Below are 26,638 nucleotides of genomic sequence, written 5' to 3'. Positions count from 1 at the left end.
CGGCTAATTCAAGCGGCCTTCTTTTCTGATGTCCTCATCAATGCCTTTAGCCCATGTATCCACACATTGGTGAGAAATGCGGGCTAGGATCTCGTCATCGTTGACGATAAGCAGCATCTCGCCACGGTATTCCAGGCGTTGCCCTGCATAGCGCCCGTAGACCACCCAATCCCCAACCCTCGGCAACTGCTTCTCCTTCGCGAAGCGCTCACTTGTGAACGCCTCCCCGCCAGCGGCCAGGATCTGGCCGATGTAGTTTTGGTACGCCTGGGCAATGCGTGTCTCTTTCGGGATCTCTATCCCCCCCTTGCTTTTGGTCAAGGGTTGTTTAGGACGAATGAGCACCCGCCAGTAAACCGGCCGTGGCATGCTGGCAAAGAACTTTTCGCCGAGTTCCGCGATCAGATCCTCCATGGGGGCCTCTACAACGACGACCGCGACATCTTCAGCTACCGCACTCATTGTTCTGGCCATGCGGCTAGCGTCAGGCACATTTGGCGCCCTTGTGCGATGCCGCTAACAAGGCCCGCTTTCCAGCCATCTACGAACGGATCGCTAGGATATACACGCTCGAATACGCCAGCGCCCTCAGCAACGCCTGCGGCAGCGATGACTATCAAGACATAGATGGCTTTCATCTTTACGGAACCTCCTGCTCATCCTCTTCGTGGAACACTGTGAGCGCCTGGCTCATGATGCTGCTCGCCTCCTGCAACCCATCGATGCGCCCCACCTTGTGGTGGTATTGCTCCCAGGATCCACACTGCCCGCGTCCGAGTTGCGATTCGATATCGCGCACCGATTTTCTGAGCCGCTGCTGCACCTCTTCTACGAAGGTCTCAATCACGCGGCACTCCTCCCCTCGGGTGCGACCCCCTTGGCCCTGTCAACCAGGCACCATGCGGCCAGTCGTGCAACTACGTCCGCCGCCGTATGCCCATCCCAGGGCGGTGCACGCAGCGTCGTTTCAATGCCGCGGTTATCTAACATCGTCCACATCGCTACGGGCAGGTGATACGAAATATCGCCGGTCGGAAGATGCATGCCGCACACGAACCATCCGTCAAACATCGTCCCGTCATCATGGTTATTCGCTCGCCACGCAATGCTCGGATTGCTGCGCATCAGCGCCACAAACAAATGGCATCGATGGTCGTACAGCTCATTGAACGTGTGGTAGCCGTCGCTGATGTTTCCGGTGTCCCAGCTACCAGAGTTCACGCCGCATACTCTCTTGCTTCGGGTGCAACCCCAACGTTCTGTCCTCCAGATTGCTGTTGACGGATAAGGGCCAAGACTTCATCAAACGACCGCCCAAGCTTCTGCGCGGTGTCTACCAGCAGCGCCGGCTCGATGTCGGCCACGCCTCGGCTATTCAGGAACTTGGCCGCCGCCATTAATTGATCGCGTTGAATCTTCCCTTGGGCTTCCTGATCCCGCAGCCCCTCACGCTCTGCCGATTGCTCTTGGGCTTGTGAGGGTGTGGCTGCCGCCTGTGCCTGTGCTGCCGCTTGGCTCCCCTGAACAGCGAGCGCGGCACGCACCGCGATCTCGTTCTCTACCTCCGGGGAGAGCATGGGTTCTCTGCGCTTGGAGGTAAAATCGAGCGGCGGCAAAACAAGCCCAATCGCCTGCATCATCTGGAGCCGGTAGGCGAACGCCAGGTGTTCGGAGATGTGCGCCTGAAGTGCTGGCAGCATAGCTTGGGCTAGAGGGTTAGCGCCAAGCCACTCCAGTTGAGCTTGATGCACCGCCATGTGAGCGGCGTGATCCTCCTCAATGTGGGCACGCACGGGCCGGCCGACTATCAGGTAACTCCCCTCGCTCACGGGATCGGACGGGGGGACATCCTTGGGGTTGGGTAAGAGTGTGTCGATGTCGGCGCTTCGCAACGCCTCTAACATGCGCCGATGCGCCTCGTAAGTGTCGTACATCTCGGGGGCGCTTTGAGACAGTTGCAGCTCCCCTTGGGCGATGGCGATGCGCTGGGTGCTCGAATAGATATTCGGGTCCGAGACCGGGATAACATCGATCCGCGCATCGAAGTCCCGCCTCAACACCGATCGCTCCGAGTCCGCTACTGCATAGGGGTACTCCTCGGGCAAGTGCTCGCCGTTCAGCTCGGCGCGGATCCGGAACTCCTCGCCGAAGGCGACGTGCAGCCGCTTATGGATGCCGCTGAACACCTCGCTCGACTGCTCGATGAGCGCGACCGTTGTACCGACCGGACCCGTATTCTTAGCATCCCCGACCAGCGCCTCGGTCGTCGAACCGAACCGCCGGCCAGACTCGACCAGCCGATCGTGCATATCGACCACCGCCTGCGAGGGCTCCTTGAAGTTCGGGGTGTAGAAGCACTTGCTCAGCTCCTCACTCGTCATCTCCACATCCTTGTAGACGCCAGGCTCCAAGGTGACGGTGCCCGGCAGCTTGGCATCCTTCGACTTGAACCCCCCTTGCATGCTCGCGAAGGCGCCGCTGTCGAGTAGCAGCCGCACGGTGCCGGTCACGGCATCCGCGAGCCCGCCCATGAGATGGACGATCCCGAAGCCGTAGAACCCGAGCCCCGGCAGGTAGCGGTAGTGGGTAAACCACAAGCGCCTGCGGCGGCTCATGTCAGTCTCGCGCCAGTTGCGGCGAATGCCGATCACCGACTGGCTCGCCTCCTCGACGGTCACGATGTACGGCCAGTATTCCTCTGACTCGACCGCCACCTCACAATGGCATTCGTAGAGCACGTGGGGCGCATCACCCTCTGGGATGATGCGCTCCTTGGCATCCGCCTCATCGAGAGAGGACTGCACCTGCGGGGGCTCCGACTCCATCGGTTGTGGCAGCATGACTGTGGATGAGTAAAAGCCCTTCTTCTGCCAGCGCAGCATCTGCTGGTGCGAGCACTCAATGCGGTGGGTGATGCGCGAGGCATCTTGCAGCGAGGTGGCCTGGTAGGGCACGAGGATGTTGTCCGCTTTCACGAACACGCTACGGATGAACGCCTGGCTATCATCGCTGTCCGGATAGCTCTTTTTGAAGGTACTCCCGACCATCGGGAGCCAGAACAGCATCTGGTCCACGTCCCAAAAATACGTAGGGTCCAAGACCGTGATCTGATAGTTCATGAACTGCTCGCAGCGCTCGGATTGGCGTTGCAGCTCATCGGTCTTTTTGCCGAGCACCCCGCATTTCACCGGACCCTGCGGCGGGTAGAGTTGCTTCAGCGCACGCGCCTGGATGAGGATCGGATGAACCACGGTCGATGCGCCCTTGAACGGCGCGTTGGTGTCTTCGGGTTTGGTCAGGATCCCGAGTGACTTCAGCCCTTCCTCGAAGCGCGTGAGCCAGGGCTTGCGGCTCTCCTTGTCTGCATCGACCCACTCAATGACCTGAGCGGCGAGCGTCGCTTTGTCCGAGGCCGCCATGGCATCGGCCAGATTCTCCCCGTGGCCGAGCGGGAACTGGGGCGCTAGGGCGCCATCCCCACCATCAAGGTCGATCTCGACACCACCATCTGGCAACTCGGAATAGCGGGTGCCGTCAGCGACTTCCGAGAGTGCTGGGAAATCGATGACTACGCCGGCGTTAGCCATATGCAACCCCGGCAAGGCGCTCCACGAGACCCGCGCCGTAGACGAGCGCCAGGAAGATCGCCGGGATTGTCTTCAGCACCGTTTCACGGGTAGACCTGATCCATGACGGCCAATAGTCTGGCTCACGCATTTGCTCCCACCGCTCAGGGTGCAGTGCTTTATATTCCATAGCGTCATCAATGGAGGGAAACCCGCAACGCTGCATGACATCCTCGTCTGTTAGCTTGGGGTCATCCATACAACCGCCTCTTCTTAGGTTGCGGAATTTCTTCGTCTTCTTTCTCGTCCGGGTGATCGATCCACCAGGAATTTCTCAAATACAAGAGACCTTGGGTAAGGCAGTCCGCATAATCCGAACTCGGCGGCAGGCCAAAGGGAAAGGAAGAGACGGCAGCGATGACCTTGGTGGCCCAGAGCTTCCCTTCGGGATACCAAACCATACCCGCTTTCAGTAATGACTGTACGGCGTACGCCCTGGCGATTTTGTCCCGGTCTGGCGAGTAGCGGTATACGGAAATCCCGGCCCGCCGCATGTCTTGAATTAAGCTTTGGCCACTTGCCTTCTTCTCGATGAGGTGACGGTCAGGCGCGCGCTCATGGTCAATAGCAAGCGCTTTCGCTTTCAGGTCTGGATAATCTACTCGCCCATCCCATGCGCTCAATAGGATCGCGCAGTGCCCCCCGCGGCCATTGCGCAGGTATTCGTTCCACCAGATACCCAATTCCAACATCGCCGAGCACGCGTTGTCTTTCAGGTCCTCTTCGGAATACGCGGTGTCCCAAGACGTAAATATGTGATCGCACACCGGCAGCGCCTTATCCTTCGGCCATTCCATCCACCACCTGCTTCTCAAAATTCCCCCGCCCGCCGGCTGCGGATGCTGCTGCAACTGGCCCGCCGCGCGCCATTCCCCGAGGTCCCCCGCGATTTCATTGATACTCTTCGTCGGGTAGCGACTCGGCCACAGCGCCTCCCCCTCCTGGGTACGCGGGTCTGTCCACCCGATCGAGGTCGGTCTCTCGGGACCTTCGTACTTCGCCGGCATCCGCAACTGCTCCCAGCGCCCCGGCTGTTCCTTCAGCAACCACCCGGCCGGGTCTTCCTCGTGGAGGCGCTGCATAATCAAAACCTGGTGATAGTCGGCGGGGTCTACGGCGCGGGTCGCCATGGCGCGTAGGTGTTGGATGGCTTGCTCGCGCATCGCCTTCGAGTGCTCGTCGTTGGCGCGCAGCAAGTCATCGTGAATCGAACGGTGGACGCGCTCACCGGTCGATAAACCCCCGACCGATGAGGCTTACCCGGAAACCCCCGGCCGCAGTCTCCAGGCGCGTCTCGTTGCGTTTGATGAGCCGTACCGTCTCGCCCCAACGCTCTTGATACCAGTCGCACTCAATGAGGTTGCGGCAACGGATGGAGTCACGGATGGAGATGTCTGACGAATAACTCGACGCCATCCAGCGGAGATCAGGCCGCCCGCCAGGTCCCCACTCCCACGCCGGCCAGAGCACCGAGACTATGAGGGACTTCGCGTACCCCGGGGGCTCGTTAATTATCAGATTCTGAATCTTGCCCGCACTGACAGCCTGGAGATGCACGCACTTGGCATCGAGGTGCCAGTTCCAATCGAGCGCATCGTTCGGCTCGACGTAGGGCCAGGCGCGCCGGACGAACTCGGCGAAGGACCCCGCGCACGCCAGCTTGTCAGCGCGGCGGTTCTTTTCCCGCAGCAGCAGGTAGTGCTGGCGCAGCGGCGGCAGCCGATCGAGCTTCGGCGTCAGCAACGCGTCTGTATTCCCCCCGGCCAAGCTCAATGATTCTCTCCTCTAACTCCTCATCAGGCAGCGTAGAGATTTCGCGCTCCAGTCCCACGATCCGCACCTTATCCTCGTACATCCCGAGGTGCCGGCAGAGCTTATCCAGCGCCTCGACCTTGCTGCAAAGCCTGATCTTAGTGACCCTCGCAGGACCACGATGGCCGTTCCTCTTACCATCTTGGATCTCCGTTACCTCGATCGAGCTTATCGCCGCGGCCACCTCTTCTGGCAGCTTCGGTACCTCAATGAACTGCCCGGTCTCATCGAACAACCGCCTCGGATCGAAGAACCCGATGCGCCCAAGTTCCAGCCGCACCCGATCCTGCGAAATCTCGGTGCGGCGTTCGATTGCAGCGCGCCGCGCGGCCATGAGGGCCTGTACCTTCGGATTACGCAGCAGCCATGACACACCCGTCCAAACGACCCCAGGACTGCGCCCTTTGTAGCCCGCCTTCCGGTACGCATGCGGGCCATCGAGTGTCCTTAGGTACTCATCGACAAACGTCTCGTAGCGCTTCTCGGTCGTCTTTTTCGGGACTGCCATTGCACCTCATTAGCATAATCCCAATCGCGCCTGAACCATTCGTAAGCCCAGCTCAGCCGCTATCGCACATGCGTCCAGGTCCAGTAATTCGCCGCCGACCACACCGTCATGACCCCGACCCCGAGCTTCCTAGCAATCTTCTGATACGACACCCCAGCCTCCCGAAGCACCCGGATAATGCGCACATCCTCCTCACAGAGCTTCGCCTGCGGGTGGCGCTCGCCGTGGCAGTACACGCGGCTACCTTGGGCAACCTCGGGGAGCGCCAGGGCCTCTGCGTGCTCGCCGGGCTATCGTTGGGTCATGCGGCATCACCGCCCTCTTCCGCTTCCTGGAACAGCTCTCCCTGAATGCCGAGCGAGCCGATGCCGCATATCATGGCGAGCGATTCATCCACTCGATCGAGACCGCCCTTGACCAACAACTTCCGGCGCGCTAAGGCCATGTTCACGGCCCGCCTGTTCAACCCTTTGCCCACCATCCGCTTCACGCCCACTTTGATATCCAGCCGCCTCTCCGCGATTTCCTCCTCGATTTTCTCGATTTTCTTGAATTCCCTGATGACCATCGCCCGCAGCTCTGGCGTAGTGACCAGCGGTGTATCGTCCTCAGCATCGCCATCGACCTTCGCCGTCCGCCCGATTCGACCGATTTCACCTGTCTGCTCGTAGTGCATAGAAACCTCCGCATGTGTTATTGAAATTACGCCTCAAACTTCATCCGTCCCGACAGGACGACGAATTCCGCCTGTATAAACACGCGCTCAAGCCCGTCCTCCCAGCGCACCTCCGCGCGCCGCTCGACGCGCATCACCGACTCTCCCCCGCAGTGCTCGCACTGCATGCGACAGCGGGCTTCCTGGACCAGCCCGTAGCGATGCATACCGGCATCGCAAACCAACCGCCGCCTACCCAGCCGCCGCTCAATCACGCCCAAAAACCCCCGCGGTCCTCGGGCGATACCTTCCCCGACAAAATCGCCTCAATACGTCGACCGCTAGTTCTCGATTGGCGAGATGCCAAAGTCTCGCTGCTTCCTTCTTTCGCTCAGGATCCTTGTATGGCATAGTCAAGCTTCTCCTTAAGCTCCATGGCATTGTCAACACATAAACCGCACCCGCCAGCGCCGTTCACCATTTCCAAGAAATTGGCTTGCTCCAATTCCGGCTTCTTGCCGCGACGCTTAGTTTCCACGGCCAAAAATCGTCCTCCGCGCAGCAATCCAACGATATCACTTGCGCCAACCTCTCCCCACTCCAACCAAGCAACCTGATTGCGATGTAACAGCCTGGCAGCGACACAAGCATCGAGTTGCGCCCTAAGCACTTTGTATGGGTTTGGCACACCAGCCTCGGGCCGAATAACAAACCCCTTTCCAACTGGATTTCGTGCCGCCCAAATAACAGCGGGATGAAAGGCCAGCAGCTTCTTACACGCCGCAAGCACGTCCCGCTCCGCGATGCCTGGGAGACGCTTCACCCGCACTCTTGCCTCACCCGTGAAGTTGAGAACTCCCTGGGATGGCCACCTCAGTCGGGTCACGTGCGGACCCTCACGAACCACAGCGCCGCCTTGTGCTTGCAGACTGCATTGCCCACCTGGTAAGTGCGCATCTCGTGGCTCATGGCAATCTCTCTCCGTGCATACAGGCGCTTGAGCGTAGCGCGGATGTTCTCGACATCGGTCTTGAGGGCGGTAGCGACATCGCTCGCGGTCAGCTTCTCGCCGCGGCGCCCGGTGAGTAGCTGGACAACTTGCTCCTTGCGGGTCTGGGACTGGGCGGTGCGCGTGGTGGTGGCGGTGGCGGGGGTCATATCTCGTTGTTGAAATCCCCGATAATCACCACAGGGTTTCGCCCCTCTTCGTGCGGGCCTCCCGGCTTTGGTTTTAGCCTAATTCTTTGTAGAAGCCTGACGGCTTTTCAACATCATCCGGGATTGAAGGAAACACATAACTGTCGTCATCTCCTTGTTCAATTACGATCGGTTTTAACATGACCTACCTCGTTAATGCGTCCGTCAACCAAACTGCGCAAACCTCGCCACCCCTTATGTGCGCCGTGTGTGGCGAGGTTTGCGAACTGTGTGGATGCAGCTCCGCCGGAATAACGCGCAGTTCGCGCTTCAAACCTCGCCACCACTCCCCTCTATGGGTAATTCGAAGACCGTTACGTCGCTACGCTCCTAACTATTACCCATAGGGGAAGTGGCGAGGTTACGCAAACGCCTGGCGCACTTGTCGTCGCAAACCTCGCCACATAAACCTCGCCAGTGCGCAAACTATGTGGCGAGGTATAAAAAATAGCCCCTCTTCGAGGCTGTGGCTGTAGGGTTCTGTGGCTAATCCACGGCTTTCGCCGTGGGCCTCAGTCAGACTCCCGTAGCCTTAATCAACAGGGTGGAGGTAGGTACCAGACCCCCGCCGCTTATCCTCTTCAGGCCGCTTCTCAGGCACGACACGATTCTGTGCCTCCAGCAACGCCATGGCAGCCCTGATTTCGTTTCTCCCCATTGCAATCACATCTCGAATATCCTCAAGCTGCTTTTTGCTGTAGCGAGTCCCGATCTGTAACTCGGAACGCAGGTATCGCCACACCTGATCCGCATCCTCCTGAGCGCTGCGCTGCGCTCGCTCTCGTTTCTCCTCCTTCGTCTGTTTCTCGAAGGCCGATTGCCACCGCTCCACCACGCCAACGTTGTCCGCCTCGAACTGCGGGGTTTCATTTCCAAGACAAACACTATGAAACTCATACCATTTGCGGTCCTTCGCCTTGGGCATGAAGTTCGCTTTCCCGTTGACGACGCAGAAGTAATAGCCCCTACGGTCATCTTCGACCCCCAGCTCTTCTGCATCCGCGCCGCTCATCGGGGCCATCAACCGCGTCGAGCGCGCGACGTTCACGATGCTTGTCGCGCCCCGCACGTCATCAATGGTGATTTCCTGGCCATTGAGTTTCCTTGAGTGGTGCTGGATCTCCACCGCAACCGCAGCATCCTCGGCTATCCCGCGCCACAAACTCATCACCTTCTCCTGCTTTACCGGATCGTTCTCCGAGACCTGATGGCTCGATACGCTCGGATCCACAATGATGGCGTCCATGGCAGTACGTTTGCACTCGCGAATGATCCCCTCCACGTCTGGCCGGGCGACCACAGAGACCATCCCTCCCTCCGCCCTCATCTCGACCGCCACACACACCGGGCGATCGCGCCCGGAATGCAGATAGAGATTCGGCAGGGACTCGTTGACCCCGTAGTGCAGGCAGACAGCCTCTATTTTTCGCATCATCTCGTCCTCGGGATCTTCGAGGGCCAGATACCAGACCCGCATCGGGCCATAGCGGATAGACTCGCCGGTGAAGAGACAACGGCCGAGTGCCATCGAAATCGCCTCGACAATTCCGAACGAGGACTTGCCACCGCCGCCCGGCGCGACCGTGGCGGAAACATAGCCCTTGGCGTAGTGCCTCGCGTAGACGAATGGACGAGGTGCAATCGTCCGCGGATCAATACGGCAATAGGACTTCGGAAGTAACTCGCAGGGCTCGACCATCGCGCCTCGCGCTCGCTCCACCATCCGATCGAGGGTGAGCACGTGGACCCCGATATCCTGTGCGATGCCGTCGCGCACCAGGTCGTAATCGACCTCGGAAGCCTCGGCCAGCTTGCGCAGACCGGCCCGCAGTTCCGGGCTATCGACGGCCTCCGAATACCCGTATTCATGCGGACTATGGTTGGTGCCGTTCTTGCGCCGTGCTGGCTGCTGCTGGCTAGTGGGCTTGGCCCGCGCATCGGAATGATCTGTTTCATCGGGGCGGTGGTCCAACGGATCCATGCCAGGGAATGCTCAGTCGCCGGATGGGTCATGCCGAGGGGTGTTGCGTGCGGCTTCCAAGTGGCGCCGCTCGGGGAGTGGAAGGATGTGCGAGAGACCCCGCAGGATCCGAGCGGCGTCCTCTGTTCGACCGCTGTCGAAGTATTCGAGGCAGACTTCGAGCCGCGCGTTCAGGGCTTTGAGAAGTTCTTGCACAGCACTCCCCCGGCCTGGTGCAGGACCAGGAAAAAAGGCATAAAGAGTTCCCATCACCACAGACCCAAGCAGCAGCCCCTCATCATCGCTACCACTCCCTGAGACTGCCGTAGGGCAGCCCCGCTCGATTACTTACATTCTTCTGTGCCTACCAATCCCGAACGCCGTGCCCTCTCGAACAGTACCCTCTGGGCATGCCAGAGGCCCATCACCCGCTCGGTGACCATCTCCCGGCAAAGCTCCGCCGCATCCTTGCCGGAGGCGTCCGCCAGCACGTCCACGCGCGATTTCACCTCGGGGTCGAGCCGCAGGTGGATGGATTTCAACTCCAAACTCATCACGTCATCCCTGATAGCCTCCCCGCCCAAGGCCGAACTCACATAACCGCCCTCCGCTCCGGGCTAGGACCGCCGCGCCGGTTAGGCCGCCTCGGTGGAGGGGGTTTCCACTGCCTCGACTGGCGGGATCAGCCCCCGTCGTATCGCGAGCAGGGTTATTTGGCTACGCCTCGGTTCGTCGATTTCCCCGTCCGGCCATTGGGAAACCGCCTGGCTCGTTACCTCGACCGCTCGCGCCAGGGCAACAACCCCTCCAAATAATTGGATTGCCTCAGCCTTTGTCATGCTAAATAGTAAATCCACTTACACGGCTTTTGTCAATCATAATTACGCCATTGTGCGGTAAGTTTGCTTACCGTGAGCTTTGGCGAAAGAATTAGGAAGCTACGAGGCGACAGAACGCAGTCGGAAGTGGCTCGCGCTGTAGGAGTAACCCGCGAGGCAATCTCTCAGTGGGAGTCAAGCGGAATCAAAGACTTGAAACCGGATAACCTCTTGGCTGTTGCCGATTATTTCGGTGTATCGATTCGATGGTTGGTCACAGGACGTGACAGTAAAGGACCACCTCTAGCAAAAGCGGCTGTCGGTGATGCTCGGAAATCTGGCCCTGCTCTTTCGCCGCCGGCACTAACCTCAGTAAGCAACCGCGGCGGCGCACTGCCGCCATTGGCGGAACCCGACCTCGACCCGAACGTGCTCGCGCTCGCGCGCACGATCGAATCCCTGCCCACAGAAAAAAAGGGCCATCTGTCGGCGGTTGTTGATGCGTTTACTAAATCGCTCGCCGGTGAGGTTTGGGACGGACGGGTAGAGCGGAGGAAGAAGCGCTGACCATGGATAGCTTCGCCATTAAGTACAGGAAAGAGGCGCTTGCCAGCATCGAATCACGTATCCGATCTAACAAAAACGCGCTCGTAAAGACGGAGAAAAAAGCAATGAACCTCCACGAAGAACAAACGCGCCTTCAGCAAGTAAATGCGCGCTTGCGTTCTGAAGAGTGCCCTTCGCTTGTATGTCCTGCGTGCTTCTACGAGCGTCATACGCCTTCCCCGCTTCGGTCCATACCCTTTCGCACCGAGGGCGTAGATCTTTTCCAATGCCAGGTCTGCAAGCAGGAGTGGGAGCAACCGGAGGAATGACAATATCTGAAGTTCGTTGGCTTCAGCGAGCATTTTATCGATGATTTTATCGGCTTCATCACTCATCGTAGCCTCTCATCAAACCGGGATCGCGAATCAGAGGCCGCTTCTAAACGCGATTCGCGCGCGGACAAAGCCATCTCAATTGCGCGCGAGGCTTCGGCTTCCGCAAAACGAGCCAACCGCATCGCTTTGATAGCTACGGCGATAGCAGCCGCACCCGTGATCAAAGAAATAATCGTCGAAGTATTCACATGAGCGCCCAGGCCAACCTTCAGAAGGTTACTGATGCGTTTGTTAAATCGCAAGCCCTAGTGAGTCACACCGGGATCACTTATGACCGACGCGAGAAAAGAACTTATGCAGGCTGCTCAGCGCATAGCAAACGACATCAAGGGTCGCTCGCTGGCACTTGAGCCAGAGAAACGCAGGATACAAACGCGCCTTACTGAGATAGATGCCATAGGCAATCTTGCGAGCCTCGCGTTGAAGCGCGCGGCCGAGTTTGTCCCAATAAGCGGGGTCTTTCATTCTTGCCCATCGTGCTGGGTTTCGCACGCGAAAAGCGTCACCCTCCAACCGCGTGAATCCGCAACGGATGCAGATCTCTTCGTCTGTAAGGAATGCGGGTTTGAGTTCCAAACCCAGATGCTTGGCTAGACGATCGATAGCGACCTTTTTGTCCAACAGACGTATCTCTCGATTCGGTGTAGGAGAAATCATGCCCAGCACGAAACCATTGTCAGACGCTGTTGATATTCTCGGCGTACAAGTCAGCGCGCTTTGGATGGTTTTACGCGCTTTCGCTGCGACCCATCCCGACCTTGGCGCGCTGATCCAACAGCTCTTGATGGTCGAACAAAAGCTGCTCGATCAGGGGATTGCCGATCCGGTTTCCGACCGCGCTTTGGAATTGTCGCATGCAACGCTTCGAGAAATGATTGAGTCGCTGGAGACGGCCCATAAAAATCGTCACACGTAATGATAGACATTTTCAAGAGCCTGGTTCCCCTCAATGATGGGATTTACGAGATAGATACCATCGAACACGAAGGAATGCTTTGGCTCGTGCCAGAATGGCTCGACACTCCACGTAAAGGCTGGTCAAGGCCAGCAAGAATAGTGTGCCTGAGCCTGCTGGAGCATACTCCAATGCCTCCTGAGTCCGGCTGTCGATTTAGAGTCAAGCAGCCACCACGCCCAAAGAATGCGGGCAACTGTGTAATCATCCGCTCCTAATTTCTCAAGCCGCCAAGTCCAATTGAAGTTGCCATTTCCTGTTATTCGAGCGCCTAGCAGTCATCCTTTGACCATCAATCGCATCCTCTAGGTCAGCAAGCTTCTCTAACTTGCTTCGGATACTTGTTCCGGAATTGTCGTGGATATGCTCGCGGTAGAGGACTCTAATAAGTGACTCTGCCGGCTTTGGAATATCGGCTTTGTTCTTTTCCCAACGATAGACGGTTTGCTCCGTTATCTCGAACAGTTTCGCAAGACTTGCCTGAGACAAGAGCATCTCCTTCCTAAGAAACCTGATTTCATTTCCAGTCAGGTCCTTTTTGCTCTCTATAAGTATTCTGCCGATCTCACGATGAAGCCCTTCAATATCATTAATTTTCAGATGCTTTCCTGAAGGAAGATCGACAAACTCATACCCATTGGCAAGCCAGATGTTATCTAGCCCACTCTCGGCGTAGTGATAGTTGTTTGTTATAGTCATAGTCATCATACTCGCATCAAATTACCGTAACAACTGAGAAATCCTTCTCTCGATGTCTCCCAAGGCTTTGGCGACGAAACTCGCATCGCCATCGGCTTCTTCGATACATGCCTCCAGATAGGCGGCCATCTCCTCCTCGGTTCTGAGATGCTCCGTTACGTCATAGCGTGTCGTGCGTGTCTTGGTCATAAGTTCTCCTCAGGTTTCGCGCTTGCCTACGCGGCGTCCCGCAGTCCCGCCCGAATAACGATCTCATCGAACGGAGCCGAGATGCGGCCGCGGCTGTCTTTATCGAGCAACCCGACTTCTACGAGTGCTTGAACATCCATGTAAACATTCTTGTAGTCACGATCGAGCATCTTGGCGATTTGGCGCGTGTTCAATCCCTTGTGTTCTAATACAAACCCAATGATCTCAAGCCGCTTCTCCGTGATAGCGGAAAACACCTCCGCCCAGCTTTCAAACCCGATGCGCGGGACAACCTCCTCACCGCGTTCGGCTTCCCGCCACGCCTTCTTGAACGCCTGCAGGGCCGCCTGCGACTGCAATACCTCGATTTCCACCGTTCTCATAACCACCTCCATCCGGCCAGCCTGACGCAATCGGCACGAAAATCTGCCACCAACTTTTCTAAAGACTCAAAGAGATATGGCTCTTCATGGGCGCCGTAGTGTCGATGATCGCCTTTGCCAACCTCGTTGTCGTAGCGCACCACGCATTCCTCGCCGCGACCGCAATCGCATCTCCGCCGCCTTAAGGTCTCTATCTCTCGCTAGGCCGGGCCGATAAGCTAAACGCGGCCGGTTCCTTCTGTCGGCCGGCCGCGTCGTTCACCGCGTCCCGTCCGCCTGATGAGGCGGGGCGCGGGTTTTAGCCCGCGCCCCGCCACAGGGCGCGCGTAACGAGTCGGGGGCGATGGCCTCAATCTCCCGCCAACCTTACGCTCACCAACCGGTTAAGACTCACTCCTTCTTCCGCGGCCTGCACCGTCAGCAGACGATGCAGCTCGGGCGGCACCCGCACCACAAAGCGTCCGCTATAGTCCCGATCTGCATAGGGATCTGGGATCATCTCCCCTGACTGCCTCAGATCAGCCACAACCTCAGCGACACGCTTGCGGATCCCTTTGAGCGCTGATTCAGGCGTCTTGGCCAGCCAACTGAGCGAGGGAAATTCCACGCACAAACCCACATGCTCCTTATCTCCCGCCGACCATGTCACACGATAGGTGTAGTGATCGCTCATGGTTTGTTGGCCTCCATCTTGTCGATCGCGCGCAATACTTGCTGCACTTGGTAAACCTTTGCTTTGCCTTTGCTACTCTGGATGTTAATTCGAGGGTCCCCAGGCCACGGCGTTTTGAAGACGAGGTGACTTGTCCCGGATTGTTTTGGCCGACCGAAATAGCTTTCGCATACTCGCCGTAGCTCGGCAAAACGCACCCCGGCAGGGTTGAGCCGCATCCTTGCGACGAGATCCGCTATCCGAGGCATATTCGCAATAGTATCACTATTGACCCTGTAGCGATACCTTTCAGCGACGGAGCCGCATAAGGCCACGCTTCCCTTAGTCCCTCCTAAGCCCGCCAGGGGGCTCTATTTCCGGCCCCTGGGCCTTCGCTCACTGGCGGGTTCCTGTTGAACGATTACTTACGTAAGTCTGCTTGACAGGTTATTAGGATGTAAGTAGCATTACGCCCATGCTCATCCAACTGCGCGACGAATCCGGTCTGACGCTTCAGCGGTCCTTCGCCCACGACGACATGGAGGGTGCCGCCGATTACTGCCTGGAACATTACGACTGCGGGGTCACCTGGCTCCCCGAGGGCGGCGAAGCCGACTGGGACGAGGAGGTATTCCTCGCGATGCTCGAATCACGCTAGGGGAGGGGGATTTAACCAACCTGGAGGTAATGGAATGAAAGCAACAGCAAGGAGACAACCGGCAGCCGTAGTGGCGGCCATTCAGACCCTAGTCAAACTCGGAGCCACCCACGGCGTCGAGGCCATCAACCTGGCCTACGCCGAGAGCATCGCCGAACACATGGCGTGTGAGACCCGCGATGTCTGGCGGGCGCGCATTACTGATGGCCAACTCGAAGCGTTTGCGCAGATCGAAGCTCGATGAAGGCCCCTGAAATAATAGTGGCTATTTTCATGGCCGTCATGTTCATTTGCTCATTGTTAACATCGTGAACAGAAAGGCCAGCGCGAACTAACGCTCATCGGAAACTAAGGAACATGGCTATCCCCGCTCGTGACAGCGAAGCACCCCTCCTCCCAGGAGGCCGCCCTCCTCCAAGGGCGGCCATAGTGCTTGGGTCTTGAGCGGGAAGCCACCTACCAAAGGAGAAGGAATTTGACATGAACAGTCGCCATGACGGGTATCCGGTGTTCGAGATTGAAGATGCGATCGAGGCCCTGGAAGATACGCTGTCAGGCGCGGATGAGGATAGAGAGCACGACAGCCGAATTTCGGGCGTCATTCGATTATTGCTGCACCTCAAAGCAGAGGGCGCAGGACTAAACAAATGAACGAGATTCTCGAAAACTTCCCACGCACGGTTGCCGCGCTGGGCTCTCTCATGGATGAGTTCCGAGAGTCGGCTACTGAGAATCCGCGCCTGATATTGCGTGAACTGGACGAGAGCCGCGACGATGAGATCCGCGAGAAGATTATAGAGCTGGCCCGCGATGCCGTGGATTACCCGCCGATTTCTGCATGGTACCGCGAGATACTGGATAGAGCATCACTTCGATACGCACAACGAAGGATAAAGGAAATAGAGAACGAGACACGGGAGGACAAGACGTGAAGGACACCAACGACTACTTGGCGAAATGCGGTTGCGGGAGAACAACCTCGAAGGCTTATGCGCTCGCACACGCGGGCCGCTGCAAGGCGTGCGTGAGTGGCACTACGGATTTTGAGCGAAGGGGGTATGGAATAGGCTTTGGCCTCGATTGTAAGCCAAATCGTGATGGAAGATATGATGAGCACAAACCTGAGTAAATCAACAGAATGGCTGGCCACTCATCGAGCGACAATCGGCGGCAGTAACGCCGCCGCCGCGGTTGGCCTGCACCCGTACAAGACCCCTACCGCCCTCTACTACGAGATGGTGCTCGGCCAGGCCGAGGACCTGGAGAGTAACCCCGATGCGCTGCGCGGCACGCTCCTTGAACCCATTGCCCGCGAGCGGCTGCGCACCGTGCTCGGAATACAGATCATCGAGCATGACCAGAACGACTTTATCCGCAATAAAAAGTATCCGTTCGCGCATTGTCTGCCCGATGGCTGGATCGTCTTCGAGGGCGAGCGCATCCCCATCGAATTGAAGGTCCCGCACCCCCGTAACTGGAGGCGGTTGGATGTCGAGGTCCCGGACTATATCCAGGCGCAGGGGGTCCACAACGCGGCCGTCTGCGTGGCGCCGGCGCTGATGCTGTGTTGCCTCAATCCAGTGACCATGGAGATTTACAGGCAACTCTACGAACCCAGCCAGGACGCCATCGACGCACTGATGGAAGCCGAGGAGCGGTTCTGTGACCAGTACATCATTCCCAGGATCGCGCCTCCCCCGCAGACCCACGACGACCTGAAATTACTTTTTCCCAGGCACATTGATGGCAAGCGTATAACGGCGACAGAGGATATCGAAATCGCGTGGAACGAACTCATCGCCGTCGGAGCGACAGCGAAACATGCTGAGGAACGCAAGAAGGATCTAAGTTTCGTAATCAAGAACTTCCTTGAAGATGGGGAGACATTGGTGAGCGAGGGGGGGAAGATTTTAGCTACGTACAAATCTCATTTGGAGACCCGCATAGACACGAACAAACTGAAAGCGGACATGCCGGAAATCTACCGGCAGTTCGCTAGTGAAAAACCAGTACGCACATTTCTCGTAAAAAAGCCGAGATGAAAGCTTGTTCAATAACAGGCTGTGATGGGCGTGTGCTGGCACGTGGTCTATGTATGCGGCATTACGAGTCGTGGCGCAATTATGGAGACCCGCTTGCAGCAAAACAGGCAAGGACAAAGGGAAGCGGGACAATTACAAAGGGTGGGTATCTGCATAAGAGAGCTGGGGGCAGGAGGGTGCAGGAGCACATTCTGATCGCCGAGAAAGTTCTCGGAAAACCCTTGCCTGATAATGCCCAAGTGCATCATGCCAATAACGATCGTCTGGATAATAGCCACGCCAACTTGGTCATTTGCCAAGACCAGGCGTATCACTCTTTGTTGCACGTAAGGCAGAGGGCAATGGACGTGTGCGGCAACCCTAATTTTAGGGCATGTGCCATCTGCCGCGAGTACGGAGACCCGGCGCAGATGGCCATTAAAGACCACTGTGGCAGCGGGACCTATGTTCACCGCAAATGCAGACTAGAACGTCAACAACAGTACCAACAGAAAAGGAGATCGCTATGTCAGACACAGCCAACGCCCTGATCGACAAACTGAAAGCCCTCGCTCCGCAGCAGGAGAAGGGCCTGGCCCACACCAACATCGCGACCATGCTCGCAGCACAAGCCAAGGCCGCAGTCGAGGCGCGCTTCATCATGGCGCTGAACAGGCCACGCAATTGGGACGACGTTCGCATCAACCTTCTCGCTGAGTGCCGCCGGCCGGCCTTCGCGCAGAACAAGAGCGCCTACTACATCAAGCCGATCGGCAAGGGTGTCGAGGGCCTTGGGATCCGCTTCGCCGAAGTCGCGCTCCGGTGCATGACGAATGTCTTGGTCGAGACGACCACTCTGCACGACGACACGCTGACTAGGATGATCAAGGTAAGCGTGACCGATCTCGAAGCGAACGAGACCATCGATAAGTCTATAACGCTCACGAAAACAGTGGAGCGCAGCAAGCCGCTCGATGACGGCAGTTATATCTCGGTGCGTCAGAACTCGCAGGGCTATAAGACCTACATCGTGCCGGCGACCGATGACGATCTCCTGAACAAGGAGGGTGCGCTTGTGAGCAAGGCCATCCGCGTACTCGCGCTCCGCATCATTCCAGGGGACCTGCAAGACGAGTGCGAGGCCATCATTCTGGAGGTACGCAAAAATACCGCGGCGAAGGACCCGGCCGCCGAGCGCAAGAAAATCGCCGACGGGTTCGCGGAGATCAACGTCAAGCCTAGCGACCTATCCGAGTACCTGGGGCACGACTTCGGCGCCTGCTCACCGGCGGAGTTGGTCAAACTGCGCGGATTGTACGGCGCTATCCGTGATGGCGAGACCACCTGGGCGGCTGTCATCGATGCGGCGCGGGCTTCGATGGCTGAGGCGGGCGCAAAGAATGTCCGTGACGCTTTGAAGCAGAAGCCGGCGGCGGCAGCCGGCAAGAAGCCGCCCGAGCCCGATCACACGCCGAGGGCTGGCGTACCACCCGGAAACATCGGCGCAGATGAGAGCGATGCCGGCACGCAGGAAGCGGAGCCACCCCCCTCCACGCGCCAGAGGGTCAAGGCGCCGGCGGGGATGATCGTGGAATGAGACCTGAACATCCGGCAGCAGCCATCTTCCCGCTCCTCATTGGCGAAGAGTTCGAGGATTTCTGCGCTGATATCGCAGAGCATGGACTATTACAGCCGATCCAGCTTCTCAGCGACCACATCATTGATGGCCGAAACCGCTACCGCGCCTGCATCAAGCTCGGCATCGATCCGGTGTTCGAGGAGGTCGATGTACAGATGGATGCGCTTGCCTACGTCGTCTCCGTTAACCTTCATCGCCGGCACCTCAACGAAAGCCAACGCGCGATGATAGCGGCCGAGATCGCGAACATGCCAGCCTGGAGGCCGCAAAGAAGTCCGCCAATTGGCGGACTTTCTCAGCCGCAAGCGGCGAGGATGCTCGCTGTCAGCGAACGCTCGGTACAACGTGCGACGAAAGTTCGTAAGTCCGCCGCCCCCGAAGTCGTCGAAGCGGTGCGCTCGGGCCAACTTCCGGTAAGTCGGGCAGCCGACATCGCGGAGATCGCGCCAGAGGCCCAAGGCGTCGCGCTCAAGCAAAAACATGGTGTTCATTTCTCCAGTGAGACGCCAGAGCATTACACGCCCAAGGTCGCGCTCGATGCGATCATCTCCTGTCTTGGCGAAATTGACCTCGATCCCTGCGGCAATCCAGGCGAGCCCAACGTACCGGCGCATCGCCATTACACCGAGGCCGATGATGGACTCGCGCAAGACTGGCACGGACGCGTCTTCATGAATCCACCCTATGGCCGGGAAATCGGGGCCTGGGTCAGAAAACTACATAGCGAATATGGGGAGGCGCGCAGAGTCACGGAAGCGATCGCCCTCGTTCCATCACGAACCGACACCGAATGGTTCCGTGTGCTCCGCGATTATCCGGTGTGCTTCATCTCGGGCAGACTCACGTTCGTTGGGAACTCCGACCCCGCGCCGTTTCCGTCGGCCATCTTCTACCTTGGCGACAACCTGCGCTCCTTCACGTCATCTTTCTGTGGTCTTGGAGACATATGGGCACGCGTACGCTAACGCATTCATTCCAAGCGAAACTCCGCCAGGGTGAAGCCGTCGAACGCGACCTCGACGAGCATTTCAGCGAGAGGTATTCGATACGCAGGGTCTCGATGGACGATCAGCGCAACGGTATCGACAGAGTGTTCACCGACAGAGAATCAGGCGAGCGTTTCCGCGTCGAATACAAGGCCGATTGGCGGGCTACCGACACCGGCAATGCCTTCATCGGGACCGTCTCTGTCGATACGACCGGCGTGCAGGGGTGGGCGCTGACCTCGCAAGCCGATTGGGTGGTCTACGCATTGCCACCGCTGCGGAAATATCTGCTCATACGCCTCGCGGAGCTGCGGGCCGCCCTCACGGAATGGTGTGAGAACTATCCGACGGCCGGCGCGAAGAATCGCGATTACACGACGCACGGGGTATTGGTCCCGCTCATGGAGTTCGCAAAACTCGCGCATGCCGAGGAGGAGTACTGATGCGCATCAACCGCATAAAAATTCAAAACTTCCTCGGCATAAGCGCACTGGATATAAAAATAGACAAACCTCTGCTTTTTATCGCTGGGTCCAACTGTTCTGGAAAAACCTCTACCGCACATGCGCTACGCTTCGTACTTAATGACGAACTCTGCCGGGTTGAGCACAAAAAGAATATCCGTGAATTAGTCAAGGAGGGCGCCAAGAACGGAAGCGTCGAACTTACGGTTGATGGTGTCGCCTACCAACGAAGTGCCGCCACAGGCCATATTGTCTCGAAGGATCAACCACCGAAGCCGCATCCAGCATTGCACTACGTTTTAGACCCGCCCGCCTTCGCGGAGATGGATGCGAACGCACGCCTTAGTTTTTTGTATTCCTTGATGGGGGTCAACAGGAGCGCGACCAGCATCACCAAACTCCTCGAAGAACGCGGCCATGCCAAGCCGCATATTGAGCGCATCGAGACCAGTCTCAGCGGTGGGTTCCAGGCGGCGCATCAGCACGTTAAGGAGTGCATTACACTGCTTACCGGGGAGTGGAGGGGCGTTACCGGAGAAAATTATGGATCTGTAAAGGCCGCGGCGTGGTCGAGCGAGGTGCCAGGCGTCGCGCCTTCCGACATCACCCGGCTCAAGGCGGAAATCACAAAACATGAGCATGAGATCGGGCAACTGCAAGCCCGCTTGGGTGCACAGAAGGAACGCACGCGGTTCGAGCAGTCTATGAGAGAGACCAAGCGCATCGCCAGAGAGCTGGAGGCGCGCACGGCCGCGACAAAGGAATGCCAAAAGAAGATGGATGATTTAACCGCCGAGGAGCGCCAGATCAGTGAGGCGCTAGGGAAAGCCCAAGCCGCGCTCACGATCGAATCGCATGCCGTACAGGGATCGTTTTTCCAGTGCCCGGCGTGCGGTGAGTCCCTGGTTTACTCCCGTGGTGAGTGCAAGATGGTGGGCAATCCGGTCGCCGTGGACGTGAGCGCCGAGATTGAGGCGACCGAGGCGCAGGTGAAGGAACTCAAGCTCGCGCTGACTGAGGTGGGGAATCGCAAGCACATCGGTGATCGACTGATGGTCGATACCCTGAATGCCGTGGGGCAATCGCAGGCGGCAACGAACGCGCTCGCCGATCTGAAAGAAGCGCACGAGAGCGACACACAAGGAGCGGCGGGAGTCGAGGAGCAAATTACGGCGATGACCGCCGCACGCGCCGAGGCAAGGCAAGCGTTGGATCAACTCGAAGCGGCTACCCGCAATCATCACGAGGCCGTCAACAATACCCAGCGGGCGACTGCGCTCCACGAGGAAATCAAAGCCCTCACCACGTTGGCCGCGGATCTCGCGCCCGATGGCCTGCCGGGGGAGTTGCTGTCACGTGCGATGCGGCCCATCAACGAACGGCTGCGCGATAGCAGCATCATGGCCGGCTGGTCGTCAGTCAGTATCACCACCAATGGGATACTGATTCATAGCCGCCCCTGGGCGCTCGCGTCCGGATCTGAGCGCTGGCGAGCCAACGCGATGATTGCCGAGGCCATCGCGCACCTCTCGGGTGTCCAGTGCTTCGTGCTTGACTCCCTCGATATTCTGGAGCCAGCGCAACGCGCGCAGGCGCTTGGGTGGCTTTGCGAAGTCGCGAAGGATCACGAGACGGTGATCGTGCTCTGCACACTGAAAGCCCAGCCGAAGGAGCTGCCGGACACTATTCAATCTGTGTGGTTGGGGGGCGCGTGACAGAAGAACGAAACATATACATGGACGCCCTTCTTTGGTGGAAGGCAGAGGCCCTTTTGCAGGTGTGCGGCAGAGGGGCGGGACGAGACCAACTATTGATCGCGGCTGTAATTCTAGTGCCAATACCCAACGATGTTGCCGAACAACACATGAAGGATGCCCAAGCGGCCATAAGGGAAACGGAGTCCGCTTCTGTAACCGATCCGCCGCCTAAACCGGATATCAATCTACAGGGAAGCACTCGCGGGCATGACGGATCATGCCCCTGAAATGTCCCCACTGCGGGCGAACCAACGCCCACAAAGACAACGACGCCGCTTCCGGCACGATGTTCTTCCCGGTGCTGGACTCCAGCGATAAGGATCTCGTCTTCTGTGTTGCGTGCCGGAACGTCGTCTCCGGCCCACCTGGTAAGGGTGGGTGTCTCGTTCTCCCGAGTGATGAGCGGCTGGCGGCAGAGCTAGAGGCTATCCAGCAGACCGCAAAGCTCATCCTGGATGCCGAACGGAAAGTAAACAAGAAAGTCGAACCACGGCCCCATGAGGAGGGCGATTCCCCCGGCGAGGGGTATAACGTCCGCGACGATGGCGCGATCGAGTTCTGTTTCAAAAAATCCCGCACTGAGAGGTTCGTGATGAACATAGTGAAAGGGACCCTCGATAAGCTCGGTTTCGCCAATGCTCACCAGACAGGGGGATCCTCGGCCTTGTGCCGCCGACAGTGCCCGAGCAAGAAAGGCTACCAGCATGTCATGGTGAAGATCGTCGCTATCACCGTCGAGGCCGAAAATGGATGATAAGAAGAAACTCGTCGAGGAGTGGAATGCCACCTATCCAGTCGCGACACGGGTGATCGTGACTCTGGATAGTGGCAAAGGAATGGACACAAAAACCAGAAGCGAGGCGTGGTTATTGGGAGGCCATACAGCGGTCGTTATGGTCGATGGAATCGTAGGCGGTTATAACTTGAAACGCTGCCGCGCGATACCGGCGGACTCATGAGCGACATCACCCTCGACGAGCAGCTTACGTGCGTGCGGCGCGAGATAGCGATGCGCCAGCGCGTGTACCCCAAGTGGGTCACGCTTGGGAAGCTCTCCGCGGTGAAGGCAGACCACGAGCTTCTTTGCATGCAGGCGGTGCTGGAGACACTGTTGAGAGTCCAGGGCATTGAGAAAGACTACCTTGAAGCGAAGAACAGGTTATCCACACAAGACACCAACGAGCAATGATGAATGGCAAATGGCCGTTGACATCGCCGAGGGCGTCCTGGTGCTTGACTCGGCGCGCAAGTACCGCCTGGTCACTGGCGTGCCGAAGGTCAACGTGGACAGGTGCGTCAAGATCCTTAACGCGGGGCGCGCGCGCGACATCGTGCCGAGTCCGGATGCCGTTGAGCGCTTCGTAGCATGTGTACAGCATGAACAAAAACCTGACTGACGCTTGGGACGAAGCCGGGCGCAATCCAGGGACCCCCGTGGATATAGGTCAAATGGTTTGTTGCGATTTCTGCTCGGAAGATTTTAGCGACTCTGACGCCCAAGGGGGTTCCTGTTCGGGTCGTATGGGGTGTGCCCGGTGTGCGCCGAGAGCTTCGAGTTGCAGGTCCATGCGTGCGGGGAGGGTAAGTATATCCGCGCCAGCGCCGAGCCCGACGAGACCTTCAGGGCGTTCGTCCTGCGCATCCGGGCGGGAGATAACACCGTGTCGATAAGACGCTTCAGCGTATGACCCACACCTACGCAGTTCTCGAAGTGAGCCAGGCGACCTACGACGAGATCAAGGCCAAGCTCATCGAGGCCGGCTACAACCACGCTTTCCACGCGCACCTGATCGACATGCATGGCATCGCGTTGAAGCCGCCAGACCACCCCACCCCTGAATACTTCGGGGTACACCCAGGCGCATGAGCAAACCGCCAGATGCCGTAGCGATAGGATCACGGGCACCTGCTCGGTGACAACAAACTCGGCGAGCACCTTGCCATCCGTCTCCTGCAATGGCAGATCACCGTGCGTCTCACCGAATATAAACACCGGGAACCCGCTGCGTAGACCCCAAGCGGCAAGCTCTCAGCCGCGATCGAGGCGAAGCAGCAGGATGACCCGAAGCTTCTGCGAGCGCGAATTGCCGAGCTTCAGCGCGAACTCGCGAAGAAACCGCAGCAGCCCGACCCCAAAGAACTGGAGGGCTTGCTGGAGAGCACACGGCGACGTGGCCTCATTGACGGCTACGACAAGGCGCTGCACGACATAGCCGGCGAGATCTCGGTGACGAAATGCCAAGAGCAGTTGGAATCGGCGCTAACCGGTCTGAAGGCGCTGCACAAAGCATTGGGGAAAACGCCGCATGCCGAGCCAGGTCTAGTCGCAGAAACTGCAAAACGGCCCAACCCTGTAAAGTTGTCAAGTACAGCTTTACACCCGGTTAAGCATTCCGCCGACGGCAATTCGCATCTTCGCGCGGGAGCTGTGCGGATTCTTCGCGAGCTCGCCGCTCGTTATCCCGCTGGCTATTCCCGCCCCCAGGTCGGCGTGCTCACACGCTTCACGCACACGGGTGGCACGTTCCAAACCTACCTTGGCGATCTGCGGAGAGCGGGTTACATCGAAGAGATTGACGGTCTCATCTACGCGACGCAGGCCGGCATTGAATCGGTAGGGGCTGACATTCCGCAAGCGCCGACATCGCACGCTGAGGCGATGGCGATGTGGCGTGGCGCACTGCGCGCCGGGGCGTTCCGCATGCTTGAAGCCGTTGTCGCGGCAGGCAAGCACGGCCTCTACAGGGAAACCATTGCCGAGGCGGTCAACATGGAGAAGACCGGCGGAACGTTCTCGACTTATCTGGGAGACCTGCGCCGCAACGGACTGATCACGGAGCGCGGCGGCATCGCCATCGCCAACGATATTTTGTTTCCATGAATAGCACGCTCATGAGTAACCAGACCGCAAACTACAGTCCCAAGCTCCGCGAGGCCATGAGCGAGATCATCGAGATCATCAAGCGCCACGACATCGCCGCGCATGTAGTGCTCTATGAGGACCACCTTAGTGAATTTCTGCTCGCCATCGACCCCTCGTGGAGTATGGCGTGGTTCGAGGGTCCTGGCTTGCGGATACGCTCGAAACTCGAAGACTACGGCGGCGATCGCGATGCGCAACGTACGGCATTGGAGCGCACGGTCGGCATGCTGCGGCATTTCTCCGATCTGGCCGAGCGTGACCACAACCTATTTGAAGCGGTGCTCGCGGACCTTGGCAGACGGTTCGACATCGAGCACACCGGCGGCGAGGTAGCCCCAAGGAGTGATCATTAGATGTTCCTCACCGACGAACAACTCGTGATCCTCACCGGCCGTAAGCGGCGCGCAGGGCAAATTGCCTGGCTCGCCGAGCGGCGCATCCCGCACATCGTCTCAGCCGCCGGGTTTCCGGTGGTCGCGGTGCGCGAGGTCGAGCGGCGGTTAGTGCAGGACCCGAAGATTAGAACCAAGGACCGGCCGCGGTTGGAGCTGGTGAGATGACCATAAAACTACCATGGCAAAGCATGGACGAGAGCACGGCAAAGAGGGTACAGCGCTTTGCACAACTTACGGGCTTGAAGCCGTCCTTAGCGCATCAACGAGTTTTCGGAGAGCACGGCGAGCGTTACCCGCATGGGGCTGACCATACAAATGTGTGGCGCGACGGAGCGTCCTACGTTATCACCACAGAGCCCTATCGTACTGCCGACACCAGCGGACTAGAGTCGTGGTGTACGCTGCACGGATGGATCTGGCGCACGGTCGCCGACCTTGACATGTGGAACCCACCGCACACGATTCTGTATCTATTGTCGCCGCCTATGATTGGTGGGGATATCGAACGCATTCTGAGGCGCGTCGTGGGAAGATCCGCCAAGTTGGAACCTGACCGCTAACGGGGCTACTGGAGCTGGTGAGATGACGGCCTGCGCGTTGACATTCGCACGGCGGCGGGTTTACCCTGCGTCTTGGAGTCTGAGAAACTCCGAGACAAGCGGTAAAGCCGCGACCGACAGACGCGGCTTTGTTGTGCCCGATGCTTTCATTGTCGGGGCGGCGCGAATACAAGACCCGAAAGGGGAATTACCGCGACCGACTTGTCTCGGTTTCTTAAGCCCCGACGCCTTCGCGGGCGCGACTAAGAAACGTTCCTGCGAGGGATTTATTAACCTCGGCAAGGAGTGTTTCTATATGTCAACTCAAGACCTCCCGGCGTTCACGCCGGAAACGTTTTTCATCCCAGATCCCACTGCTTCGCACGAGCTTCATCTGGACCTCTTGTCCACGCTTCTCGCTCGCGCTCATGGAATCGTCATGCTGCTCTCATCCGATGCGGAGGAGCGGCTGGCGGAGGGCAATTCCGTGGAACTGATTTACGTTGCTAACGCTCTGGATGCCGTCGATGGTCTGCTGAAACAAGTGGATACCGTCATCCTGTATTCAATCATGGCCGAGGCCGAGAAGCTCCAGCAGGAGCGGTGAGATGAGAATCACCGCCACGATGTTCCAGGCGATCGAGTCTGCCAGGAAGAATGGTGGGAGGCTGAGACTCTACGATTTTGGTCATTGGGCTGGGGACGATGGGATTGGTGGAGAAGATGCTCCATACACCAAGACCATAGAAGCACTTGTCCAGTACGGGTTAGCTAGGTATACCGCTTGGCGCCATGTCAAGCCATCGATATGCCGAAGAAAGAAACAACCTATCGAAGTCGCCCTGATCACCTCTGCCTGTG

General features: G+C 58.3%; 46 protein-coding genes and 2 pseudogenes. 22 read left to right on the top strand and 26 right to left on the bottom strand.

Annotated features, from left to right (window positions below):
• Window positions 1-3: 3 nt before the first annotated feature.
• The 15 genes from M3436_00910 to M3436_00840 all read right to left on the bottom strand — a co-directional run bounded on the left by M3436_00910 (window position 4) and on the right by M3436_00840 (window position 9,779).
• Window positions 4-462, bottom strand: a complete 459-nt coding sequence (locus M3436_00910) for a co-chaperone GroES family protein (protein ID MDQ3562741.1) — start codon at window positions 460-462, stop codon at window positions 4-6.
• Complete coding sequence (locus M3436_00905) at window positions 459-638, bottom strand: hypothetical protein (GenBank protein MDQ3562740.1); 180 nt, start codon at window positions 636-638, stop codon at window positions 459-461. The genes M3436_00910 and M3436_00905 overlap by 4 nt, the downstream gene beginning before the upstream one ends.
• 2 nt (window positions 639-640) lie before the next feature.
• On the bottom strand, window positions 641-847 hold the full coding sequence (locus tag M3436_00900) for a hypothetical protein (GenBank protein MDQ3562739.1): 207 nt from the start codon (window positions 845-847) through the stop codon (window positions 641-643).
• The gene (locus M3436_00895) at window positions 844-1,221 is read right to left on the bottom strand and encodes a hypothetical protein (protein MDQ3562738.1); all 378 of its coding nucleotides are present in this window, start codon (window positions 1,219-1,221) and stop codon (window positions 844-846) included. The genes M3436_00900 and M3436_00895 overlap by 4 nt, the downstream gene beginning before the upstream one ends.
• Window positions 1,218-3,587 (bottom strand): hypothetical protein, encoded by a 2,370-nt coding sequence (locus tag M3436_00890; GenBank protein MDQ3562737.1) that lies wholly within the window; start codon window positions 3,585-3,587, stop codon window positions 1,218-1,220. The genes M3436_00895 and M3436_00890 overlap by 4 nt, the downstream gene beginning before the upstream one ends.
• Entirely contained in the window at window positions 3,580-3,825 is a 246-nt protein-coding gene (locus M3436_00885; GenBank protein ID MDQ3562736.1) for a hypothetical protein, read from the bottom strand. Before M3436_00885 ends, M3436_00890 begins: the two co-directional genes overlap by 8 nt.
• Window positions 3,818-4,822 carry a hypothetical protein gene (locus M3436_00880; protein ID MDQ3562735.1) on the bottom strand — a complete coding sequence of 335 codons (1,005 nt, stop codon included), beginning with the start codon at window positions 4,820-4,822 and terminating at the stop codon, window positions 3,818-3,820. The genes M3436_00885 and M3436_00880 overlap by 8 nt, the downstream gene beginning before the upstream one ends.
• 28 nt (window positions 4,823-4,850) lie before the next feature.
• Window positions 4,851-5,369: a hypothetical protein gene (locus M3436_00875; GenBank protein ID MDQ3562734.1), complete on the bottom strand. Its 519-nt coding sequence runs from the start codon at window positions 5,367-5,369 to the stop codon at window positions 4,851-4,853.
• Window positions 5,290-5,946, bottom strand: coding sequence for a terminase small subunit (locus M3436_00870; GenBank protein ID MDQ3562733.1), 657 nt, complete (start codon window positions 5,944-5,946; stop codon window positions 5,290-5,292). The genes M3436_00875 and M3436_00870 overlap by 80 nt, the downstream gene beginning before the upstream one ends.
• Window positions 5,947-6,005: 59 nt before the next feature.
• The gene (locus M3436_00865; protein ID MDQ3562732.1) at window positions 6,006-6,182 is read right to left on the bottom strand and encodes a hypothetical protein; all 177 of its coding nucleotides are present in this window, start codon (window positions 6,180-6,182) and stop codon (window positions 6,006-6,008) included.
• Window positions 6,183-6,247: 65 nt separating this feature from the next.
• A complete protein-coding gene (locus M3436_00860) occupies window positions 6,248-6,622 on the bottom strand; it encodes a hypothetical protein (GenBank protein ID MDQ3562731.1) in 375 nt (124 codons plus the stop codon).
• Between the two features lie 26 nt (window positions 6,623-6,648).
• On the bottom strand, window positions 6,649-6,882 hold the full coding sequence (locus tag M3436_00855) for a hypothetical protein (GenBank protein ID MDQ3562730.1): 234 nt from the start codon (window positions 6,880-6,882) through the stop codon (window positions 6,649-6,651).
• A gap of 110 nt (window positions 6,883-6,992) precedes the next feature.
• Window positions 6,993-7,424, bottom strand: a complete 432-nt coding sequence (locus M3436_00850; protein MDQ3562729.1) for a hypothetical protein — start codon at window positions 7,422-7,424, stop codon at window positions 6,993-6,995.
• A 59-nt stretch (window positions 7,425-7,483) separates the two neighbouring features.
• Window positions 7,484-7,759: a hypothetical protein gene (locus M3436_00845; GenBank protein MDQ3562728.1), complete on the bottom strand. Its 276-nt coding sequence runs from the start codon at window positions 7,757-7,759 to the stop codon at window positions 7,484-7,486.
• A 571-nt stretch (window positions 7,760-8,330) separates the two neighbouring features.
• Window positions 8,331-9,779, bottom strand: coding sequence for a helicase RepA family protein (locus M3436_00840; protein MDQ3562727.1), 1,449 nt, complete (start codon window positions 9,777-9,779; stop codon window positions 8,331-8,333).
• Between the two features lie 30 nt (window positions 9,780-9,809).
• On the opposite strand from M3436_00840, the gene M3436_00835 reads away from it, so the two are divergent.
• Entirely contained in the window at window positions 9,810-10,076 is a 267-nt protein-coding gene (locus tag M3436_00835; GenBank protein MDQ3562726.1) for a hypothetical protein, read from the top strand.
• A gap of 26 nt (window positions 10,077-10,102) precedes the next feature.
• On the opposite strand, the gene M3436_00830 is transcribed toward M3436_00835, so the two are convergent.
• Together M3436_00830 and M3436_00825 are read right to left on the bottom strand one after the other, a co-directional pair.
• On the bottom strand, window positions 10,103-10,354 hold the full coding sequence (locus M3436_00830; protein MDQ3562725.1) for a hypothetical protein: 252 nt from the start codon (window positions 10,352-10,354) through the stop codon (window positions 10,103-10,105).
• Window positions 10,355-10,393: 39 nt separating this feature from the next.
• Entirely contained in the window at window positions 10,394-10,597 is a 204-nt protein-coding gene (locus M3436_00825; protein ID MDQ3562724.1) for a Cro/CI family transcriptional regulator, read from the bottom strand.
• A 126-nt stretch (window positions 10,598-10,723) separates the two neighbouring features.
• Here M3436_00825 and M3436_00820 point away from each other — a divergent pair, with 126 nt between their 5' ends.
• Window positions 10,724-11,143, top strand: a complete 420-nt coding sequence (locus M3436_00820; GenBank protein ID MDQ3562723.1) for a helix-turn-helix domain-containing protein — start codon at window positions 10,724-10,726, stop codon at window positions 11,141-11,143.
• A 53-nt stretch (window positions 11,144-11,196) separates the two neighbouring features.
• Here the strand turns inward: M3436_00820 and M3436_00815 are convergent, their stop codons facing one another.
• Window positions 11,197-11,517: a hypothetical protein gene (locus M3436_00815; protein ID MDQ3562722.1), complete on the bottom strand. Its 321-nt coding sequence runs from the start codon at window positions 11,515-11,517 to the stop codon at window positions 11,197-11,199.
• A 264-nt stretch (window positions 11,518-11,781) separates the two neighbouring features.
• Window positions 11,782-12,138, bottom strand: a complete 357-nt coding sequence (locus M3436_00810) for a hypothetical protein (GenBank protein ID MDQ3562721.1) — start codon at window positions 12,136-12,138, stop codon at window positions 11,782-11,784.
• A 34-nt stretch (window positions 12,139-12,172) separates the two neighbouring features.
• Between M3436_00810 and M3436_00805 the strand changes: the two genes are divergently transcribed.
• Complete coding sequence (locus tag M3436_00805; protein ID MDQ3562720.1) at window positions 12,173-12,433, top strand: hypothetical protein; 261 nt, start codon at window positions 12,173-12,175, stop codon at window positions 12,431-12,433.
• Between the two features lie 261 nt (window positions 12,434-12,694).
• Here the strand turns inward: M3436_00805 and M3436_00800 are convergent, their stop codons facing one another.
• The 6 genes and pseudogenes from M3436_00800 to M3436_00775 all read right to left on the bottom strand — a co-directional run bounded on the left by M3436_00800 (window position 12,695) and on the right by M3436_00775 (window position 14,664).
• Window positions 12,695-13,171 (bottom strand): helix-turn-helix domain-containing protein, encoded by a 477-nt coding sequence (locus M3436_00800; GenBank protein MDQ3562719.1) that lies wholly within the window; start codon window positions 13,169-13,171, stop codon window positions 12,695-12,697.
• Between the two features lie 24 nt (window positions 13,172-13,195).
• A pseudogene (locus M3436_00795) lies at window positions 13,196-13,360 on the bottom strand (transcriptional regulator).
• 26 nt (window positions 13,361-13,386) lie between these two features.
• Complete coding sequence (locus M3436_00790) at window positions 13,387-13,743, bottom strand: hypothetical protein (protein MDQ3562718.1); 357 nt, start codon at window positions 13,741-13,743, stop codon at window positions 13,387-13,389.
• A pseudogene (locus M3436_00785) lies at window positions 13,740-13,892 on the bottom strand (DUF6516 family protein). Before M3436_00785 ends, M3436_00790 begins: the two are co-directional and overlap by 4 nt.
• A gap of 200 nt (window positions 13,893-14,092) precedes the next feature.
• Window positions 14,093-14,416 carry a type II toxin-antitoxin system HicB family antitoxin gene (locus M3436_00780; GenBank protein ID MDQ3562717.1) on the bottom strand — a complete coding sequence of 108 codons (324 nt, stop codon included), beginning with the start codon at window positions 14,414-14,416 and terminating at the stop codon, window positions 14,093-14,095.
• Window positions 14,413-14,664, bottom strand: a complete 252-nt coding sequence (locus M3436_00775; protein MDQ3562716.1) for a toxin HicA — start codon at window positions 14,662-14,664, stop codon at window positions 14,413-14,415. The genes M3436_00780 and M3436_00775 overlap by 4 nt, the downstream gene beginning before the upstream one ends.
• A 206-nt stretch (window positions 14,665-14,870) precedes the next feature.
• On the opposite strand from M3436_00775, the gene M3436_00770 reads away from it, so the two are divergent.
• The 15 genes from M3436_00770 (at window position 14,871) to M3436_00700 (ending at window position 23,787) form a co-directional block, all read left to right on the top strand.
• On the top strand, window positions 14,871-15,053 hold the full coding sequence (locus tag M3436_00770) for a hypothetical protein (protein MDQ3562715.1): 183 nt from the start codon (window positions 14,871-14,873) through the stop codon (window positions 15,051-15,053).
• Between the two features lie 34 nt (window positions 15,054-15,087).
• Complete coding sequence (locus M3436_00765; protein ID MDQ3562714.1) at window positions 15,088-15,297, top strand: hypothetical protein; 210 nt, start codon at window positions 15,088-15,090, stop codon at window positions 15,295-15,297.
• A gap of 236 nt (window positions 15,298-15,533) precedes the next feature.
• On the top strand, window positions 15,534-15,704 hold the full coding sequence (locus M3436_00760; protein ID MDQ3562713.1) for a hypothetical protein: 171 nt from the start codon (window positions 15,534-15,536) through the stop codon (window positions 15,702-15,704).
• A complete protein-coding gene (locus M3436_00755; protein ID MDQ3562712.1) occupies window positions 15,701-15,985 on the top strand; it encodes a hypothetical protein in 285 nt (94 codons plus the stop codon). Before M3436_00760 ends, M3436_00755 begins: the two co-directional genes overlap by 4 nt.
• A gap of 174 nt (window positions 15,986-16,159) precedes the next feature.
• Window positions 16,160-17,095, top strand: coding sequence for a YqaJ viral recombinase family protein (locus tag M3436_00750; GenBank protein ID MDQ3562711.1), 936 nt, complete (start codon window positions 16,160-16,162; stop codon window positions 17,093-17,095).
• Between the two features lie 505 nt (window positions 17,096-17,600).
• Complete coding sequence (locus M3436_00745; protein MDQ3562710.1) at window positions 17,601-18,671, top strand: hypothetical protein; 1,071 nt, start codon at window positions 17,601-17,603, stop codon at window positions 18,669-18,671.
• Window positions 18,668-19,678 carry a hypothetical protein gene (locus M3436_00740; protein MDQ3562709.1) on the top strand — a complete coding sequence of 337 codons (1,011 nt, stop codon included), beginning with the start codon at window positions 18,668-18,670 and terminating at the stop codon, window positions 19,676-19,678. Before M3436_00745 ends, M3436_00740 begins: the two co-directional genes overlap by 4 nt.
• Window positions 19,660-20,142 (top strand): hypothetical protein, encoded by a 483-nt coding sequence (locus tag M3436_00735; GenBank protein MDQ3562708.1) that lies wholly within the window; start codon window positions 19,660-19,662, stop codon window positions 20,140-20,142. The genes M3436_00740 and M3436_00735 overlap by 19 nt, the downstream gene beginning before the upstream one ends.
• A complete protein-coding gene (locus tag M3436_00730) occupies window positions 20,142-21,878 on the top strand; it encodes an AAA family ATPase (protein ID MDQ3562707.1) in 1,737 nt (578 codons plus the stop codon). Before M3436_00735 ends, M3436_00730 begins: the two co-directional genes overlap by 1 nt.
• Window positions 21,879-22,137: 259 nt before the next feature.
• Entirely contained in the window at window positions 22,138-22,674 is a 537-nt protein-coding gene (locus M3436_00725; protein MDQ3562706.1) for a hypothetical protein, read from the top strand.
• Entirely contained in the window at window positions 22,667-22,879 is a 213-nt protein-coding gene (locus tag M3436_00720) for a hypothetical protein (protein MDQ3562705.1), read from the top strand. Before M3436_00725 ends, M3436_00720 begins: the two co-directional genes overlap by 8 nt.
• Window positions 22,876-23,109 (top strand): hypothetical protein, encoded by a 234-nt coding sequence (locus tag M3436_00715; protein ID MDQ3562704.1) that lies wholly within the window; start codon window positions 22,876-22,878, stop codon window positions 23,107-23,109. Before M3436_00720 ends, M3436_00715 begins: the two co-directional genes overlap by 4 nt.
• Window positions 23,110-23,119: 10 nt before the next feature.
• Complete coding sequence (locus M3436_00710) at window positions 23,120-23,317, top strand: hypothetical protein (protein MDQ3562703.1); 198 nt, start codon at window positions 23,120-23,122, stop codon at window positions 23,315-23,317.
• Window positions 23,318-23,455: 138 nt separating this feature from the next.
• The gene (locus tag M3436_00705) at window positions 23,456-23,608 is read left to right on the top strand and encodes a hypothetical protein (protein ID MDQ3562702.1); all 153 of its coding nucleotides are present in this window, start codon (window positions 23,456-23,458) and stop codon (window positions 23,606-23,608) included.
• Complete coding sequence (locus M3436_00700; GenBank protein MDQ3562701.1) at window positions 23,605-23,787, top strand: hypothetical protein; 183 nt, start codon at window positions 23,605-23,607, stop codon at window positions 23,785-23,787. The genes M3436_00705 and M3436_00700 overlap by 4 nt, the downstream gene beginning before the upstream one ends.
• Before the next feature lie 162 nt (window positions 23,788-23,949).
• Here the strand turns inward: M3436_00700 and M3436_00695 are convergent, their stop codons facing one another.
• On the bottom strand, window positions 23,950-24,162 hold the full coding sequence (locus tag M3436_00695; GenBank protein ID MDQ3562700.1) for a hypothetical protein: 213 nt from the start codon (window positions 24,160-24,162) through the stop codon (window positions 23,950-23,952).
• Here M3436_00695 and M3436_00690 point away from each other — a divergent pair.
• The 4 genes from M3436_00690 (at window position 24,148) to M3436_00675 (ending at window position 26,384) form a co-directional block, all read left to right on the top strand.
• Complete coding sequence (locus M3436_00690; protein MDQ3562699.1) at window positions 24,148-24,801, top strand: hypothetical protein; 654 nt, start codon at window positions 24,148-24,150, stop codon at window positions 24,799-24,801. The genes M3436_00695 and M3436_00690 overlap by 15 nt on opposite strands.
• An 11-nt stretch (window positions 24,802-24,812) precedes the next feature.
• Window positions 24,813-25,196 carry a hypothetical protein gene (locus M3436_00685; protein ID MDQ3562698.1) on the top strand — a complete coding sequence of 128 codons (384 nt, stop codon included), beginning with the start codon at window positions 24,813-24,815 and terminating at the stop codon, window positions 25,194-25,196.
• Entirely contained in the window at window positions 25,197-25,403 is a 207-nt protein-coding gene (locus tag M3436_00680) for a DUF4224 domain-containing protein (protein ID MDQ3562697.1), read from the top strand. It begins immediately after the preceding gene.
• A gap of 417 nt (window positions 25,404-25,820) precedes the next feature.
• Entirely contained in the window at window positions 25,821-26,384 is a 564-nt protein-coding gene (locus M3436_00675; GenBank protein MDQ3562696.1) for a hypothetical protein, read from the top strand.
• The last annotated feature ends 254 nt before the right edge of the window (window positions 26,385-26,638 follow it).

It is taken from the genome of Pseudomonadota bacterium (assembly GCA_030859565.1).
Lineage (GTDB): Bacteria > Pseudomonadota > Gammaproteobacteria > JACCXJ01 > JACCXJ01 > USCg-Taylor.
This window is presented reverse-complemented; position numbering and strand designations above follow the sequence as displayed.